Annotated in this window: 18 protein-coding genes and 1 tRNA gene; 8 read left to right on the top strand and 11 right to left on the bottom strand. The window is 55.1% G+C overall.

What is annotated here, in order from left to right; genetic code table 11:
- Nucleotide 1: 1 nt before the first annotated feature.
- Nucleotides 2–77, bottom strand: a tRNA-Gly gene (locus tag OC597_RS26260).
- A gap of 204 nt (nt 78–281) precedes the next feature.
- Nucleotides 282–827: an oligoribonuclease gene (gene orn / locus OC597_RS26255; RefSeq protein ID WP_085119392.1), complete on the bottom strand. Its 546-nt coding sequence runs from the start codon at nt 825–827 to the stop codon at nt 282–284.
- Nucleotides 828–1010: 183 nt separating this feature from the next.
- On the opposite strand from orn, the gene rsgA reads away from it, so the two are divergent.
- From rsgA to mscM, 3 genes are all read left to right on the top strand, one after another.
- The gene (rsgA, locus tag OC597_RS26250) at nt 1011–2060 is read left to right on the top strand and encodes a small ribosomal subunit biogenesis GTPase RsgA (RefSeq protein WP_261256843.1); all 1050 of its coding nucleotides are present in this window, start codon (nt 1011–1013) and stop codon (nt 2058–2060) included.
- Between the two features lie 75 nt (nt 2061–2135).
- On the top strand, nt 2136–3032 hold the full coding sequence (gene asd, locus OC597_RS26245) for an archaetidylserine decarboxylase (protein WP_261424996.1): 897 nt from the start codon (nt 2136–2138) through the stop codon (nt 3030–3032).
- Nucleotides 3033–3045: 13 nt separating this feature from the next.
- Nucleotides 3046–6393: a miniconductance mechanosensitive channel MscM gene (mscM, locus tag OC597_RS26240; RefSeq protein WP_261463943.1), complete on the top strand. Its 3348-nt coding sequence runs from the start codon at nt 3046–3048 to the stop codon at nt 6391–6393.
- Nucleotides 6394–6584: 191 nt separating this feature from the next.
- On the opposite strand, the gene epmA is transcribed toward mscM, so the two are convergent.
- Nucleotides 6585–7562, bottom strand: a complete 978-nt coding sequence (gene epmA, locus OC597_RS26235; protein WP_099064460.1) for an elongation factor P--(R)-beta-lysine ligase — start codon at nt 7560–7562, stop codon at nt 6585–6587.
- Between the two features lie 386 nt (nt 7563–7948).
- On the opposite strand from epmA, the gene frdA reads away from it, so the two are divergent.
- Genes frdA through frdD form a run of 4 tightly spaced genes read left to right on the top strand, consistent with a single transcriptional unit; the run spans nt 7949 to nt 11252 of the window.
- Complete coding sequence (frdA, locus tag OC597_RS26230; protein ID WP_099064459.1) at nt 7949–9745, top strand: fumarate reductase (quinol) flavoprotein subunit; 1797 nt, start codon at nt 7949–7951, stop codon at nt 9743–9745.
- Entirely contained in the window at nt 9738–10472 is a 735-nt protein-coding gene (locus tag OC597_RS26225) for a succinate dehydrogenase/fumarate reductase iron-sulfur subunit (protein WP_085119384.1), read from the top strand. Before frdA ends, OC597_RS26225 begins: the two co-directional genes overlap by 8 nt.
- A 15-nt stretch (nt 10473–10487) precedes the next feature.
- The gene (gene frdC, locus OC597_RS26220) at nt 10488–10880 is read left to right on the top strand and encodes a fumarate reductase subunit FrdC (RefSeq protein WP_261092181.1); all 393 of its coding nucleotides are present in this window, start codon (nt 10488–10490) and stop codon (nt 10878–10880) included.
- Between the two features lie 12 nt (nt 10881–10892).
- Nucleotides 10893–11252, top strand: a complete 360-nt coding sequence (frdD, locus tag OC597_RS26215) for a fumarate reductase subunit FrdD (protein ID WP_012004879.1) — start codon at nt 10893–10895, stop codon at nt 11250–11252.
- Nucleotides 11253–11294: 42 nt separating this feature from the next.
- Here the strand turns inward: frdD and sugE are convergent, their stop codons facing one another.
- From sugE to efp, 4 genes are all read right to left on the bottom strand, one after another.
- A complete protein-coding gene (gene sugE / locus OC597_RS26210) occupies nt 11295–11612 on the bottom strand; it encodes a quaternary ammonium compound efflux SMR transporter SugE (protein ID WP_085119378.1) in 318 nt (105 codons plus the stop codon).
- A gap of 217 nt (nt 11613–11829) precedes the next feature.
- Entirely contained in the window at nt 11830–11961 is a 132-nt protein-coding gene (locus tag OC597_RS26205; protein WP_044553925.1) for an entericidin A/B family lipoprotein, read from the bottom strand.
- A 122-nt stretch (nt 11962–12083) separates the two neighbouring features.
- Nucleotides 12084–12215 carry an entericidin A/B family lipoprotein gene (locus tag OC597_RS26200; protein ID WP_085119376.1) on the bottom strand — a complete coding sequence of 44 codons (132 nt, stop codon included), beginning with the start codon at nt 12213–12215 and terminating at the stop codon, nt 12084–12086.
- Between the two features lie 70 nt (nt 12216–12285).
- The gene (gene efp / locus OC597_RS26195) at nt 12286–12852 is read right to left on the bottom strand and encodes an elongation factor P (RefSeq protein ID WP_004952647.1); all 567 of its coding nucleotides are present in this window, start codon (nt 12850–12852) and stop codon (nt 12286–12288) included.
- Nucleotides 12853–12894: 42 nt separating this feature from the next.
- Here efp and epmB point away from each other — a divergent pair, with 42 nt between their 5' ends.
- The gene (gene epmB / locus OC597_RS26190) at nt 12895–13923 is read left to right on the top strand and encodes an EF-P beta-lysylation protein EpmB (protein ID WP_262211124.1); all 1029 of its coding nucleotides are present in this window, start codon (nt 12895–12897) and stop codon (nt 13921–13923) included.
- A 76-nt stretch (nt 13924–13999) separates the two neighbouring features.
- Here epmB and OC597_RS26185 read toward each other — a convergent pair whose 3' ends face one another.
- The 4 genes from OC597_RS26185 to OC597_RS26170 all read right to left on the bottom strand — a co-directional run bounded on the left by OC597_RS26185 (nt 14000) and on the right by OC597_RS26170 (nt 17249).
- The gene (locus tag OC597_RS26185; protein ID WP_012004874.1) at nt 14000–14344 is read right to left on the bottom strand and encodes a DUF4156 domain-containing protein; all 345 of its coding nucleotides are present in this window, start codon (nt 14342–14344) and stop codon (nt 14000–14002) included.
- A gap of 243 nt (nt 14345–14587) precedes the next feature.
- The gene (gene groL, locus OC597_RS26180; RefSeq protein WP_099065429.1) at nt 14588–16234 is read right to left on the bottom strand and encodes a chaperonin GroEL; all 1647 of its coding nucleotides are present in this window, start codon (nt 16232–16234) and stop codon (nt 14588–14590) included.
- A gap of 44 nt (nt 16235–16278) precedes the next feature.
- Nucleotides 16279–16572, bottom strand: coding sequence for a co-chaperone GroES (locus OC597_RS26175; RefSeq protein WP_085119369.1), 294 nt, complete (start codon nt 16570–16572; stop codon nt 16279–16281).
- Nucleotides 16573–16757: 185 nt separating this feature from the next.
- Nucleotides 16758–17249 carry an FxsA family protein gene (locus OC597_RS26170; RefSeq protein WP_261463947.1) on the bottom strand — a complete coding sequence of 164 codons (492 nt, stop codon included), beginning with the start codon at nt 17247–17249 and terminating at the stop codon, nt 16758–16760.
- Nucleotides 17250–17476: the final 227 nt, after the last annotated feature.

Raw genomic sequence — 17476 nt, 5'->3', positions numbered from 1 at the left:
TTGGAGCGGGAAACGAGACTCGAACTCGCGACCCCGACCTTGGCAAGGTCGTGCTCTACCAACTGAGCTATTCCCGCCCGGCGTAACGATGTCGGAACTAAACGAAATTCTTCATCGGTACGGGGTGCGCATTATACGAGAAATCCTTTCTGCCGCAAGCCCCTGAAAGCAAAAAAACGCGATTTTTGTTTGATTGCCGATTAAAGCGCCAAACTGGCTAATTAAGCGGCGGGATCGGGCGCTTTTGGCAATACGACCCCGGTTAAGGGGCCGTGCATCCATTACAACTTAATGAAATGCTCACGGTAATAGGCCAGTTCGCCCACTGACTCACGGATATCATCCATCGCCTGATGAGTGCCCTGCTTCTTAAAACCACTGAGGATTTCCGGCTTCCAGCGGCGCGCCAACTCTTTCAAGGTACTGACATCCAGATAGCGGTAATGGAAGTAGGCTTCCAGCTCGGGCATATAACGGAACAGGAAACGGCGGTCCTGGCCCACGCTGTTGCCGCAGATCGGTGATTTACCCGCCGGTACCCACTGCTGCAGGAAGGCGATGGTGGCCAGCTCGGCGGCATGATCATCGAATTGGCTGGCCTTCACCCGCTCCACCAGCCCGCTGCCGGTATGAGTACGCACGTTCCAGTCATCCATCAGGCCAAGCTGTTCATCGGATTGATGCACGGCGATCACCGGCCCTTCCGCAAGAATGTTCAGATTGGCGTCAGTGACCAACGTAGCGATCTCGATGATACGATCGCGTTCCGGATCCAATCCGGTCATCTCCAGATCGATCCAAATCAGGTTATTTTCGTTTCCTGTCATGATATTTCCTGCGTAAAAGCCAAAAGATAAACAAACTGTAGGCAAGGCGGCGACCGGCGCTGGCTATTTGCCGACGGAGGTCCGCTGCGCGTGGCGGCTAACAACGGTTATTTAATATAAAATAGCGTGTATCATAGTCGTTTTGGTCGCCATGAGCGATAAAGCGGATTCAAGTGAGGCGCAGTGAGCAAGAACAAACTGTCCAAAGGTCAAGAACGCCGCGTGCAGGCGAACCATCAACGTCGCCTGAAACGCATTGATAAGAAACCGGAATTGGATGATTCCCAACTGGGCGAGCCGCAAGACGGCATCGTCATCAGCCGTTTCGGCATGCACGCCGACGTTGAGGCCGCGGATGGCACCCAGCACCGCTGCAATATCCGCCGTACATTGCGTTCGCTGGTGACCGGCGATCGCGTGGTGTGGCGCCCAGGCGTCGGCACCCATGCAGGGGTCAAAGGCATCGTCGAGGCCGTGCATGAACGCACTTCCGTCCTGAACCGTCCCGACATTTACGACGGCGTGAAACCCATCGCCGCCAATATCGATCAGATCGTCATCGTTTCCGCGATCCTGCCAGAGCTGTCACTGAATATGATCGACCGTTATCTGGTGGCTTGTGAAACGCTGGAGGTCGAACCGCTGATCGTGCTGAATAAAATCGATTTGCTGGATGCCGAAGCACGCAAGCACGTCGACGGCATGATGGATATCTACCGCCATATCGGCTACCGGGTGCTGGAAGTCTCCAGCCAGACGCGTGAAGGTATGGAGGCGTTTGAACAAGCGCTGGTTGATCGCATCAGTATCTTTGCCGGTCAGTCCGGGGTGGGTAAATCCAGCCTGTTGAATGCCCTGCTGCCACCGAGCGATAAGCAAATTCTGGTAAATCAGGTTTCCGATGTCTCTGGCCTCGGGCAACATACCACCACCGCCGCGCGGCTGTACCATTTCCAGCACGGCGGCGATGTGATCGATTCACCGGGTGTGCGTGAGTTTGGTCTGTGGCATCTGGAGCCGGAACAAGTGACTCAAGCCTATGTCGAATTCCGTGACTATTTGGGCGGTTGTAAATTCCGCGACTGCCGCCACGACACCGATCCAGGCTGCGCCATTCGTGGGGCGATGGAGAAAGGCGATATCGCGAAAGAGCGCTTTGAAAACTACCATCGCATTCTGGAAAGCATGGCATCCGTGAAAGTTCGCAAGAACTTTACCGACGCCGCAGGCTGATAATACCGGGCGGCGTTGACTGTGGCGGAGCCACGGTGACAATGCGCGCCCTTTACCCCGATTCACGAGGTTAATGTGCTGGATAGCATCAAAATTAAATTGCAGTATTGGTTACCCAAACTGGCGCTGACCCGTCTGGCTGGCTGGGGCGCGGATAAAAAAGCCGGCTGGCTGACCCAGTTGGTACTGAAGGCATTCGCCCGTTACTACCGTGTGAACATGCAAGAGTCGCAACACCCTGAGCTCAGTTCTTACGCCAGCTTCAACGAATTCTTTGTGCGCCCGCTGCGTGATGGCGTGCGTCCGATCGTCAGCGATGCCAACTGGCTGGCGCTGCCCGCCGACGGTGCGATTAGCCAACTCGGCCCAATCAACGACGACCAGATTTTCCAGGCCAAGGGCCATTACTACAGCCTGGAAGCGCTGCTGGCCGGTAACTACATGCTGGCCGAGCCGTTCCGTAATGGCCTGTTCGCCACCACTTACCTGGCACCGCGTGATTATCACCGCGTGCATATGCCGTGCGACGGCGTGCTGCGCGAAATGATTTATGTCCCGGGCGACCTGTTTTCCGTCAACCCGCTGACCGCTGCCAACGTGCCAAATCTGTTTGCCCGCAATGAGCGTGTGATCTGCGTATTCGATACCGCCATCGGCCCCATGGTGCAAATCCTGGTGGGTGCCACCATCGTTGGCAGCATCGAAACCGTCTGGGCCGGCACCGTTACGCCACCGCGCGAAGGCGTCATCAAACGCTGGACCTATCCGGCAGAAGGCTCTGAAGGTGCTATCGCGCTGGAGAAAGGGGCAGAAATGGGTCGCTTCAAACTGGGTTCGACGGTCATCAACCTGTTTACCCCAGGCAGCGTGCAGTTTGCTCCGCAGTTGAACAACGGCACCGTGACCCGCATGGGCGAGGCCTTCGCAGAAATCCCGGCTGTACCTGCCGCCGCACAAACACCGCAGATCTAAGGGAATTGATACTGTGCGCCTGATTATTACGCTATTGCTCGGTTGTTTACTGTCTCAATCGGTGCTGGCCGCCACGGTGCCTACCGAAAATCAGCTTAAACAAGAGCTGAAGCAGGTAGAGAGCACCAAGAACGCGCCTAATCAGGCGGAAACCACTGAGGCGCTGCAGAGCGCCCTTAACTGGTTATCGGAACGCAAAGAGTCGTTGACCCGCGTTGAGCAGTATCAGCGGGTGATCGACGATTTCCCGAAGATGACGCAGGAACTGCGCCGTCAACTGGTGGTGGAAGACAGTAAGATCTTGCCGAACGGCGATAACCTGCCGGCCAGCGATCTCGAGCAGCAGATCCTGCAAACCAGCAGCCTACTGCTGGAACAGGCTCGTCTGTTACAGCAGGAACAGGAGCGAACGCGGGAAATCAGCGATTCTCTCGGCCAATTGCCTCAGCAGCAGACCGACGCACGCCGGGCGCTGACGGAAGTACAACGCCGCCTGCAGGCTCAGCCCGCCAACCCGACCACCCCGCACGCTCAGGCCGCGCTGGCGTTACTACAGACCGAAGCCGCGGCGCGCAAGGCCAAAGTCGATGAACTCGAACTGGCGCAACTGTCGGCCAATAATCGTCAGGAACTGGCGCGAATGCGCGCCGAGGTATACAAAAAGCGCCACGAGAAAATCGACATCCAGCTACAGGCGCTGCGCAATAACCTCAATGCCCAGCGGCAGCGTGAAGCCGAACTGGCGCTGGAAAAAACCGAGCAGTTGGCCGAACAGAACGGTGACCTGCCGCAAAGTATCAGCCAGCAGCTACAGATCAACCGTGAGCTTTCCGCCGCGCTGAACAATCAGGCCCAGCGCATGGATCTGATCTCATCTCAACAACGTCAGGCCGCCGCACAAACGCTGCAGGTGCGTCAGGCATTGAGCACCATTATTGAACAGGCCCAGTGGCTCGGCTCCTCATCGGCGCTGGGTGAAACCCTGCGTGCCCAGGTGGCGACACTGCCGGAAATGCCCAAGCCGCAGCAGTTGGACGGCGATATGGCCCAGCTACGCGTGCAACGGTTGCAGTTTGAAAGCCAGTTGGAGAAACTCCCACAGCGCGAGTTTAAGCGCGACGACGGCAGTGAACTGACCAACGCGGAACGGCGTATCGTTGACGCCCAGTTACGTACCCAGCGCGAACTGCTGAATTCACTGCTCTCGGGTTGTGATACCCAAATTCTCGAGCTGACCAAGCTGAAAGTGGCTAACACTCAGCTGATTGAAGCGCTGAACGAAATCCGGGACGCCACCCACCGTTATCTGTTCTGGGTACCGGACATTAATCCGATCACCCTGTCCTACCCGATTAACGTGGCGCACGATCTCACCCTGTTACTGTCACTGGATACGCTGTCGCAGCTCGGCGGCGCCTTCATGATGATGGTCACCAGCAAGGAAACGCTGATCCCGATTTTCGGTGCCCTGCTGCTGGTGATTTTCAGCATTAGCTCCCGCAAGCACTACCACGCCTTCCTGACACGTGCCAGCAGCCGGGTGGGCAAAGTCACCCAAGATGAGTTCTTCCTGACGGTACGCACCGTGTTCTGGTCAATTCTGGTGGCGCTGCCGCTGCCGGTACTGTGGGCCGCTCTCGGCTTTGGCCTGCAAAGTGCCTGGAACTACCCGGTAGCCGAAGCCATCGGTAAGGGCGTCACCGCCACGTTGCCGATCTTGTGGGTCTGTATGATCTGCGCCGCCTTTGCCCATCCGCAAGGGCTGTTTATCGTGCATTTCCGCTGGCCGGCGAAACAGGTTTCGCGCGCCATGCGTTACTACAAAATGTCGATCTGGCTGATCGTGCCGCTGATCATGGCGCTAATCACCTTCGACAGCCTGAAAGAACGTGAATTTGCCAATACCCTTGGCCGGCTGTGCTTCATCTTGCTGTGTCTGGCATTGGCTCTCGTGACCAACAGCCTGAAACGCGCCGGCATCCCGCTGTATCTGGACAAAAAAGGTTCCGGCGAGAACATGGTCAACACCGCGCTGTGGGGACTGCTGCTGTCGGCACCGGTTTTGGCAGCGCTGGCCTCGGCCGTCGGCTACCTGACCACTTCACAGGCGCTGCTGGCGCGTCTGGAAACCTCGGTCGCCATCTGGTTCTTCCTGCTGGTGATTTACCATATTATTCGCCGCTGGATGCTGATCCAGCGGCGGCGTATCGCCTTTGACCGTGCCAAGCAGCGCCGCGCCGATATCCTGGCCCAGCGTGCTCGCGGTGAGGAAGAAAGCTCACACACGCCTAACAGCACCGAAGGCTCGATGGATCTGGATGATTCGGAGATCGATCTGGACACCATCAGCGCCCAGTCGTTGCGGCTGGTCCGTTCGATCCTGACGATGATCGCGTTGGTGTCGGTGATCGTGCTGTGGTCAGAGATCCATTCCGCCTTTAGCTTCCTGGAAAATATCACCCTGTGGAACGTCAGCTCGACGGTCAATGGCGTCGATACCGCGCACCCGATTACCCTGGGTGCGGTATTGATCGCCATTCTGGTACTGATTGTCACCATGCAGTTGGTACGTAACCTGCCGGCACTGCTGGAGCTGGCGGTACTGCAACACCTGGATCTGACGCCGGGCACCGGCTATGCCATTACCACCATCACCAAGTACCTGCTGTTGCTGTTCGGCGCCCTACTCAGCTTCTCGTGGATCGGCATTGAATGGTCGAAACTGCAGTGGGTCGTGACCGCGCTCAGCGTGGGGTTGGGCTTCGGTATGCAGGAGATCTTCTCCAACTTTATCTCCGGCCTGATCATTTTGTTCGAGAAACCGATCCGCATCGGCGATACCGTAACGATCCGCAACCTGACCGGCAGCGTTACCAAGATAAATACTCGTGCCACCACCATTTCGGATTGGGATCGCAAAGAGATCATTGTGCCGAACAAGGCGTTTATCACCGAGCAGTTCATCAACTGGTCGCTGTCGGACAACCTGACCCGTGTGGTACTGACGGTGCCGGCACCGGGAGAAGCCAACAGCGAAGAGGTGACCAAGATCCTGACCAACGCCGCCGAGCGCTGTTCCCTGGTGTTGGATACCCCGGCACCAGAGGTATATCTGGTTGATCTGCAGCAGGGTATCCAAATCTTTGAGCTGCGTATTTACGCCGCCGAGATGGGTCACCGCATGCCGCTACGCCACGAGATCCATCAGTTGATTCTGGCCGGTTACCGCGAGCATGGCATTACGCTGCCATACCCACCGTTCCAGGTACGCAGCGAGACGCTATCCCGCTTGACCAGTAACGGCCGTACTCCGCCGTCAACGCCAGCGCCAAACACCAAACGCGAATCGGGCAGTCTGTAATCACAGAATGCAAAAAGGGTTCGGCGTGCAATGCAACACCGAACCCTTTTACCACCACAATATACCCTATGGCTTTCAAGTTGCAGCTAGGCGCCCAGCTCGCTCATCCCCAGGCGCTTACTTAAGTAAGTAACTGGGGTGAGTGAGTGCAGGTAACAACGCTGCAGCTTGAAAGACGACGGGTATCGCGGTTACGCGCGCCCAACCGGGAAGGCAATCACTTCACTCAGGCTCTCGGCACCCAGTGCCAGCATCACCAGGCGATCAACCCCCAACGCCACACCGGAGCATTCAGGCATGCCGTGCTGCAAAGCGTCCAACAGGTTGTTATCAATCGGGTGCTGTGGCAGGCCACGTTCCGCACGCTTGCGGTTGTCCTGCGCAAAGCGCTGACCTTGCTCGCGGCTGTCCGTCAGTTCACGGAAACCATTCGCCAGTTCAATGCCTTTGAAATAGACCTCGAAACGCTCCGCCACCCGGTGATCTTCAGTGCTGATCTCCGCCAACGACGCCTGGCTGGCCGGGAAGTGATAAACGAACGCCGGCTTGTCACGGCCAATGTGCGGCTCCACGCCGACGGTGAACAGCAACTGCAACAGCGTGTCGCGATCTTCTTCGGTGTCGGCAATGTTGCTCAGATCAAGCTTGGCCGCGGCTTCACGCAGTTGCGCCTTCTCCGCTGACAGCGGATCGATATCCAGATGACGCAAGAAAGCCTGCTGATACGACAGGGTTTCCGCACTATCGCAATCCAGCACCTGCTGTAGCAGATCGTCCACCTCATTCATCAGCCGGTACATGTCGTAATGCGGACGGTACCACTCCAGCATGGTGAATTCAGGGTTGTGGTGACGGCCAGCTTCTTCATTACGGAAACTGCGACCCATCTGATAGATCGGACCGCTACCTGCCGCCAACAACCGCTTCATGTGGTATTCCGGGCTGGTCATCATGTACAGCGTCAGGCCATCCGCCGCGCCGGGTCCGACAAAACGCGTCTGGAACGGGAACAGGTGGATATCGGTGACCGTCGCCTGGCTCATGGTTGGCGTCTCAACTTCCAATACGCCACGATCGGCGAAGAAACGCCGGATCTCAGTCAGGATCGCTGCGCGCTTCAACAAATTGGCGATGGGTGCACTTGGCTGCCAGCTTGCCGTTTCGCTCATGGTAATTACTCCGAAATCAAACAGGGGATGCAGTCTACTCGTATCCCGGCATGCAAACAAATTCTTAACAGGCAGGACGCTTTTAACCGGGACATTAACTGATAAAGCGTTAGTAATAAGGTTAATAAAAGGTGAATAAACGTTAAATCCTGCTGACGGTAAATTATCCTTCCGGCTGGCAGTTAAAAGGCAAAACAATCGATCACATCAAATTTCTTCTACTTAACTTTAGGTATAGTTAATTCCACATTATTGGTGGGAGATATCTATCCTTAGTATTAATGCAACGATAATGAACTCAGTTAGTTAGCACCCGAAGAATTTTTATAAATATTAAGCATAGATATTTAATTTGTCGTTCTTAACAAGAATATTGGAGGAATGCAGTGCAAACCTTTAACGCCGATCTTGCCATTATTGGGGCCGGGGGTGCTGGTTTACGTGCAGCAATAGCCGCAGCGGAAGCCAACCCCCAACTGAAAATCGCACTAATCTCAAAAGTCTACCCGATGCGCAGCCATACCGTGGCCGCAGAAGGGGGCTCCGCCGCCGTCACTCAGGATCACGATAGCTTCGACTACCACTTCAACGACACCGTTGCCGGGGGCGATTGGCTGTGTGAACAGGACGTGGTCGACCATTTCGTTCACAACTGCCCGCGCGAAATGACCCAGCTTGAACAATGGGGTTGCCCATGGAGCCGCAAAGAGGACGGTTCAGTCAACGTACGTCGCTTCGGCGGCATGAAGATTGAACGCACCTGGTTCGCCGCCGACAAAACCGGCTTCCACATGCTGCACACTCTGTTCCAAACCTCCCTCAAATACCCGCAAATCCAGCGTTTCGACGAGCACTTTGTACTGGATATTCTGGTGGATGACGGCCAGGCCCGCGGCCTGGTGGCGATGAACATGATGGAAGGCACTCGCGTACAGATCCGCGCCAATGCCGTGATCATGGCGACCGGCGGTGCCGGCCGCGTGTACCGCTACAACACCAACGGCGGCATCGTCACCGGTGATGGCATGGGCATGGCGTTCCACCACGGCATCCCCTTGCGTGATATGGAGTTCGTCCAATATCACCCTACCGGCCTGCCGGGCTCCGGTATCCTGATGACCGAAGGCTGCCGTGGTGAAGGCGGCATTCTGGTAAACAAAGACGGCTATCGTTACCTGCAGGACTACGGCATGGGTCCGGAAACCCCGCTGGGTGAGCCAAAGAACAAATACATGGAGCTGGGTCCGCGTGACAAAGTCTCGCAGGCCTTCTGGCACGAATGGCGTGCCGGCCGCACCGTCCCTACCCCACGTGGTGATGTGGTCTATCTCGACCTGCGTCACCTGGGTGAGAAGAAACTGCTGGAACGCCTGCCGTTCATCTGTGAACTGGCCAAGGCCTACGTCGGTGTCGATCCGGTGAAGGAGCCGATCCCAGTGCGCCCAACCGCGCACTACACCATGGGCGGCATTGAAACCGATCAAAACTGCGAAACCCGCATCAAGGGGCTGTTTGCCGTCGGCGAATGTTCCTCCGTCGGCCTGCATGGCGCCAACCGCCTGGGTTCCAATTCACTGGCGGAACTAGTGGTGTTCGGCCGGGTGGCCGGTGAGCAAGCCGCTCGCCGCGCGCTAGAAACCGGCCCGGCCAACGGCAGTGCCCTGGATGCACAAGGGCGCGACGTCGAAACCCGGCTGAGCAACCTGATGAAGCAGGAAGGTAACGAAAACTGGGCCAAAATCCGCGACGAGATGGGTATGTCGATGGAAGAAGGCTGCGGTATTTACCGTACGCCGGAACTGATGCAGAAAACCGTCGATAAACTGGCTGAGCTGAAAGAACGCTTTAAACGCGTCAAAATTACCGACAGCTCCAGCGTATTCAATACCGATCTGCTGTACACCATCGAGCTGGGTTACGGGCTGGACGTGGCCGAATGCATGGCGCACTCCGCCTTAAACCGCAGAGAGTCCCGCGGTGCTCACCAGCGTCTGGACGAAGGCTGTACCGAACGTGACGACGTGAACTTCCTCAAGCATACGCTGGCATTCCATAACCCGAACGGCGCACCCCGCCTGGAATACAGCGACGTGAAGATCACCAAACTGCCACCGGCCAAACGTGTGTACGGCGCTGAAGCCGAAGCGCAGGATAAAAAGGATAAGGAGCAGGCAAATGGCTGAGATGAACACGCTGAAAATCGAGGTCATGCGCTATAACCCGGAACGCGACTCTGAGCCGCATTTCGAGACCTTCGCGGTGCCTTATGATGAGCAAACCTCGTTGCTCGACGCACTGGGCTACATCAAGGATAACCTGGCCCCCGACCTTTCCTACCGCTGGTCATGCCGCATGGCAATCTGCGGCTCGTGCGGCATGATGGTTAACCGGGTGCCGAAGCTGGCCTGTAAAACCTTCCTGCGCGAATACACTGGCGGCATGAAGGTAGAAGCGCTGGGCAACTTCCCGATTGAACGCGATCTGGTGGTCGATATGACCCACTTTATCGAAAGTCTGGAAGCGATTAAGCCTTACATCATCGGCAATAACCGCAAACCGGAAGATGGCCCTAACGTGCAGACTCCGGCGCAGATGGCCAAGTATCACCAGTTCTCTGGCTGCATCAACTGCGGCTTGTGCTATGCCGCTTGCCCGCAGTTCGGCCTGAACCCAGAGTTTATCGGCCCGGCGGCGATCACCCTGGCGCACCGCTACAACCTGGATAACCGCGATCACGGCCAGAAACAGCGTATGGCGCAGCTTAACGGTGAAAACGGCGTCTGGAGTTGTACCTTTGTCGGCTACTGCTCTGAAGTTTGTCCGAAGCACGTCGACCCGGCTGCTGCTATTCAGCAGGGCAAGGTCGAGAGTGCCAAAGACTTCATGATCGCCATGCTGAAGCCGCAATAAGGGAGATAAACAGTAATGACAACACAACGTAAGCCCTATGTGCGCACCATGACGCCGACCTGGTGGCAAAAGCTCGGCTTCTACCGTTTCTATATGCTGCGAGAAAGTACCTCGGTACCGGCGGTCTGGTTCAGCATTGTGCTGATCTACGGCGTCTTTGCGCTGAAAGGTGGCGTGGACAGTTGGGCCGGTTTCGTCGGTTTTCTGCAAAACCCGCTGGTGCTGCTGATTAACGTCGTTGCCCTGCTGGCCGCGCTGCTGCATACCAAGACCTGGTTCGATTTGGCGCCGAAAGCCGCCAATATTGTGGTCAACAGCGAGAAAATGGGCCCGGGGCCAATAGTGAAAACGCTGTGGGCGGTGACCGTGGTCGCCAGCGTGGTCATCCTGGCCGTGGCCTTGGTGTAATCCGGAGGAAACATGATAAATCAAGCACCTAAACGCTCAGACGAGCCGGTTTTCTGGGGGTTATTCGGCGCCGGTGGCATGTGGGGAGCGATCATTGCCCCCGCTATCGTGCTGTTGGTCGGCATTCTGCTGCCGCTGGGGCTGTTTCCCGGCGATGCGCTGGGCTATGACCGTATTCTGGCATTCTGCCAAAGCCTGATCGGCCGCCTGTTCCTGCTGCTGATGATTATCCTGCCGCTGTGGTGCGGTCTACACCGTATCCATCATGCCATGCACGATCTGAAAATCCATGTGCCAGCCGGCAAATGGGTATTCTACGGCCTGGCTGCAATCCTCAGCGTCGTGACCGTGATCGGCGTCGTAACTCTGTAAACCCTTCTGGCGGCCACTCCCGTGGGCCGCCTTTTCAATCCCTTAAGGGGTGCTGAACTTCAGCCCCAATATGCCAACAACAATCAGGCACAGGCTGAGAATGCGCGCAATATTGGTTGATTCGCCCAGTAGCACCATCCCCATAATCGCTGCCCCTACTGCACCAATACCGGTCCAGACCGCGTAGGCCGTGCCAGCGGGCAACGTTTTCATCGCATGCGCCAACAACAGCATACTGACCACCATGGCGGCAATTGTGATAAGGCTGGGGGTCAGGCGGGTAAAACCGTGGGTGTATTTCAGGCCGATAGCCCAAACCACTTCAAGTAACCCGGCAATAAGCAGAATAATCCAAGCCATCTAACAGGCTCCATTACGATGGGGTCGTCCCCGGATGCAGATGCGTAAACAGGTCGTCCCGTTTAGCGTTGTGATATGCGAGGAGATTATACCTTCGGCTGGGGAGGATAACAGCACCAAGGTGCTTGTCTGGGGAAATTCAGTAAGGGAAACGGTATCCCACGACGATGCCTGTTCGTGGCGGTTCGCGGAATACCGCAGAAATCAGCAAGATAGGTTATTGCGCGCTACGCTGGATGGCCTTACCACCAGCCTGAATATCTTCGCCCACGCCCTGAGTGGTATTGCATGCGGTCAATGAGGTTAAGATCATCAAAGAGAAAATCGCGATAATACTTTTCTTCAGCATATGAAAGCCCTTATTTGTCAGTGAGGAAAAAGTACGGCTTTCTAAGCTTAGTAAATATCAGCGGGAGTTGCTGTTTAAAACGGTCTTATTTCGCACTATTACATTAGTGCATTTGATACTTATTAACTGGCTGTACGCGAGATAGCGCCGCCGAGGTGCTGAACGTCTTCACCGAAGCCACGGAAAGTATTACAACCGCTAAGGGACATCAGTAACAACAGAGAGATAATGGCCAACAGAGTTTTCTTCATTATAGGGATTCTGCCAACAATATGCGGGAGGGGTAAAACAAAGGAGCCACGCTGGGCTCCTTTGTTTTGAAACTTATTTTACGCGTGAAACGTATTCGCCAGAGCGGGTGTCAACACGGACAACTTCGCCAATCTGTACGAACAATGGCACTTTAACCACTGCGCCGGTGCTCAGGGTCGCAGGCTTACCGCCGGTACCGGCAGTATCGCCTTTCAGGCCAGGGTCTGTATCAGTGATTTCAGCTTCGATGAAGTTCGGTGGCTGAACTGCGATAGGACGACCATCCCACAGGGTAACGATACATTCCGCGTTATCTTGCAGCCATTTTGCCGCGTCAGATACGGTTTTTTCTTCAACCCCGTGCTGCTCGAAAGTTTCTGGGTGCATGAAGTGGTAGAACTCACCGTCGTTGTACAGGTAGTTCATGTTGGTATCTACAACGTCCGCGCCTTCGCAAGAGTCGGTAGATTTAAAGGTTTTTTCAACGCGGCTGCCGGTCAGCAGACGACGCATTTTAACGCGCGCAAATGCCTGGCCCTTGCCCGGCTTAACGAACTCACTGGATTCGATAGCGTAAGGTTCGCCCTCGAACATGATTTTAAGACCCGGACGGAAATCGTTGCTAGAATAAGTCGCCATGATGGCCCTCTGAATATTTAAACTGGTAGCTTAGCCAAAAAAATGGCACACATTATAACCCAAAATACGGCATATAGAGAAGATTGGTTGCATCAACTCGCCGATGTTATTACCGATCCCGATGAATTACTGCAGCTTTTGTCACTGAATACGCATCCGGAACTGCCACAGGGCCGCGAAGCACGCCAGCTCTTTGCGTTGCGCGTCCCTCGCGCCTTCGCTGCGCGCATGCGTCCTGGCGATGCCAATGACCCGCTGTTGCGTCAGGTACTGACCGTCAGCGAGGAATTCATCAACGCCCCCGGCTTCACCACCGATCCGCTGGATGAACAGCGTAGCGTGGTGCCAGGACTGCTGCATAAATACCGTAATCGTGCTTTGCTGCTGGTTAAAGGCGGCTGTGCGGTCAACTGCCGCTACTGCTTCCGTCGCCATTTCCCGTATCAGGACAACCAGGGCAATAAGGCCAACTGGCGTCAGGCGTTGGATTATATCCGTCAACACCCGGAACTGGATGAGATTATTTTCTCCGGTGGCGATCCGCTGATGGCGAAGGACCACGAACTGGACTGGTTGATCGGTGAACTTGAAGCCATTACGCATCTAAAACGCCTGCGTATCCACACTCGTTTACCGGTGGTTATCCCGGCGCGTATTACACCAGAGCTGTGCCGGCGGCTGTCGGCGTCGCGTCTTCAGGTACTGATGGTCACCCACATCAACCATGCCAATGAAATTGACCGCGAGCTGCAGGCCAGCATGGCGCAACTGCGTCTGGCTGGCGTCACGCTGCTGAATCAAAGCGTACTGCTGCGCGGTATCAATGACAATGCCGATACGCTGGCGGCACTGAGCAACGCGCTGTTTGACGCCGGTATCCTGCCTTATTACATCCACGTGCTGGATAAGGTGCAGGGTGCAGCGCACTTTATGGTCAGCGACGACGAGGCGCGCGCTATCATGCAGGCACTGTTGAGCAAGGTTTCCGGCTATTTGATGCCGCGTTTGACCCGCGAGGTCGGCGGCAAGCCAAGCAAAACCCCTCTCGATCTGCACCTGATGCAAGACTGACTGGCGGGGTACTAATACAAAAAGAGGCATGCCTGGGCATGCCTCTTTTTTATGTTATTAGCGACTCGTTATGCCGTTATGGGCACTTATAAACCTGGCCAGCCATTTTGCTGTCCAGTGGGGCAAAGCTCGAAAGCAGGTTCTGACTTGGGCTGGTGGCGCCATAAATCACATTGCCACCCATCGCTGCAGCCTTGTTGCGCAGATCGTTTGCCGCGCCACGCATGGAGCTGCCTTCACCCCCGTTCCCGGACAACCAGTTGCTCTGGGTGCCAGTCACTTCGCCCACCAGCTGACACTCTGCTGCCGGTTTGGTGTCGGTAAATTTAACCTGCTGACCTGCGGCGGACAGTTCATTGGTGCTGCTGCAACCTGCCAGCAGCACGGCTGCCGAAAGACCCAGTAAGGCTTTAATCCGCATCTTGTTCCCCATATGATATTGAGAATTTCGCAAAAGCTTATCAGAAAGCGATGCCATCTCTTAAGCATCCGTTGCCATTGGTGCCAGGCCAACGTCTTGAGCGACAGCTGATGAAAGATCAGTTTACCAGCTAAATCAGCCTGGTCTGCAAAAATATCATCAAATACAGTGCGACCAAGCACGCAAATAAAAAACCCCGGCCAATTGACCGGGGTTTTCAGCACACAAACGTGTGGGGGATGATTACATCATGCCGCCCATACCGCCCATGCCACCCATACCACCAGCGCCGCCTAAATCAGGAGCGTCGCCTTTTGGCAGGTCGGTGATCATGCACTCGGTGGTGATCATCAGGCCAGCCACAGAAGCCGCGTACTGCAGAGCAGAACGGGTTACTTTGGTTGGATCCAGGATGCCCATCGCGATCATGTCGCCGTATTCTTCAGTTGCCGCGTTGTAACCGTAGTTACCTTCGCCCGCTTTCACGGTGTTAGCAACAACAGATGGCTCTTCGCCGCAGTTCAGAACGATCTGACGCAGTGGGGATTCCATTGCGCGCAGCGCAACTTTGATACCCACGTTCTGATCTTCGTTCACGCCACGCAGTTCACCCAGTTTGGATGCTGCACGAATCAGTGCAACACCACCACCAGCAACCACGCCTTCTTCAACTGCAGCACGGGTTGCGTGCAGAGCATCTTCAACGCGAGCTTTTTTCTCTTTCATTTCAACTTCGGTAGCTGCACCGACTTTGATTACCGCAACGCCGCCAGCCAGTTTCGCTACGCGCTCTTGCAGTTTTTCACGGTCGTAATCAGAAGTTGCTTCTTCGATCTGCTGACGGATCTGAGACACACGGCCCTGAATCGCAGGTTCTTCACCATTACCATCGATGATGATAGTGGTGTCTTTGTTGATCACGATGCGTTTAGCCGTACCCAGGTCTTCCAGGGTAGTTTTTTCCAGCTCCAGACCGATCTCTTCAGAGATGACGGTACCGCCAGTCAGGGTAGCGATGTCCTGCAGCATGGCTTTACGACGGTCGCCGAAACCAGGTGCTTTAACCGCAGCCACTTTCACGATGCCGCGCATGGTGTTAACCACCAGGGTAGCCAGCGCTTCGCCTTCAACATCTTCAGCAATGATCAGCAGTGGTTTGCCGGCTTTCGCCACGGCTTCCAGTACTGGCAGCATTTCACGGATGTTGGAGATTTTTTTGTCAGCCAGCAGGATGAACGGGCTTTCCAGCTCGATAGAACCGGTTTCTGGTTTGTTGATGAAGTACGGAGACAGGTAACCGCGGTCAAACTGCATCCCTTCAACAACGTCCAGCTCGTCTTGCAGGCCAGTGCCTTCTTCAACGGTGATAACGCCTTCTTTGCCCACTTTTTCCATTGCTTCTGCAATCAGTTTACCGACGGTTTCGTCGGAGTTTGCAGAGATGGTGCCTACCTGAGCGATGGCTTTGGAGTCAGAGCAAGGTACGGACAGTTTTTTCAGTTCTTCAACAGCGGCGATAACCGCTTTGTCGATACCGCGCTTCAGATCCATCGGGTTCATGCCGGCAGCCACTGCTTTCAGGCCTTCGGTGATGATGGATTGAGCCAATACGGTTGCAGTGGTGGTACCGTCACCCGCAGCGTCGTTCGCTTTAGAGGCAACTTCTTTCACCATCTGCGCGCCCATGTTTTCGAACTTGTCTTCCAGTTCAATCTCACGAGCAACAGATACGCCATCTTTAGTGATGGTAGGAGCGCCGAAGGATTTGTCCAGCACTACGTTACGGCCTTTCGGGCCCAGGGTCACTTTTACTGCATCAGCGAGAACATTCACGCCGCGGAGCATTTTCACGCGAGCGTCATTGCCGAATTTTACGTCTTTAGCTGCCATTGGTATTTCCCTTCAACTCGTTCAGTTCAGAAGATAAAGCGTTATTACGCTTCAACAATTGCCAGAATGTCGCTTTCGGACATGATCAACACTTCTTCATTGTCGATCTTCTCTGCTTTCACGCCGTAACCGTCGTTGAAAATCACGATATCGCCAACTTTCACATCCAGCGGCTGGATGCTGCCGCTTTCCAGAACACGTCCTTTACCAACGGCTACTACTTCACCACGAGTAGATTTACCCGCTGCAGAGCCAGTCAGAACGATGCCGCCAGCAGATTTTGATTCAACTTCTTTGCGCTTGACGATAACGCGGTCATGCAATGGACGAATACTCATTGAACGCTCTCCTGTAAGAAGGTCTCTATCAGATTTAGGGTTGTCACCGGATTGTTATTACCGGCCTCGTGGGATTTGAAATGGGGGCATTCCATCCCCCTTCAAGGGGCCAGCCAAAAAAATTTTCGCTTTTGATGGCCATACTGGGCTACGGATGCAAAAAACGCGGCCTGAGCCGCGTTTTTTCATCGATCCTTAGGTTTGTCGTGATCGTCAGGCTGGTGATCCAACGTATAACGATCGTCGTTCTTACGTTGAAATTCACCGTCAAAAGTATTGCCGTTGGCAGCATCCCCGCCCGGTCCCCAACCGCCAGGACGATAGACCGAAAGATGCGGCATCAGCTTCAGCGTCAGCGACTTCTGCACCGGCGGTAACAGGAGCAACAAGCCCAGGAAGTCGGTAAAGAACCCCGGCACCAGCAGCAGAAAGCCTGCCAACACCAGTGAAACGCTCTTCACCATTTCCGCTGCCGGGCTTTCACCCGCAGCCAGCTTCTGTTGCATCTGCATGAAGGTTTTCATGCCCTGATTGCGCACCAGCGAAATACCAACGCAGGAAGTGAACACCACCAGCAGCAGAGTGATCGCCACGCCCATGACGGCGGCGACTTTGATAAATAGGGATATTTCTATGTAAGCCAACAGAAATATCAGCAGTAACGGTAACCAGCGCACCTGGTTCTCCTCTGGTAGATCTACGCCGCCGCACGGGGCGACAACGCGAAAAAGGGGCCGGTAAACGGCCGACCTGAATACAATGGGGTCAGCCGATGGTCATTTCAACCAAAGGCCCTTTTTTATTGCTAAAGTTAGTAAACGTGAATGAGATCACAGAACGGAAAACACGTGATTTTAGAAGGCTCAGAAGGTGATCTGGATTCAGTCATTTATTACTAACCAGC

The organism is Serratia proteamaculans (genome assembly GCF_946227095.1).
Lineage (GTDB): Bacteria > Pseudomonadota > Gammaproteobacteria > Enterobacterales > Enterobacteriaceae > Serratia > Serratia proteamaculans_E.
This window is presented reverse-complemented; position numbering and strand designations above follow the sequence as displayed.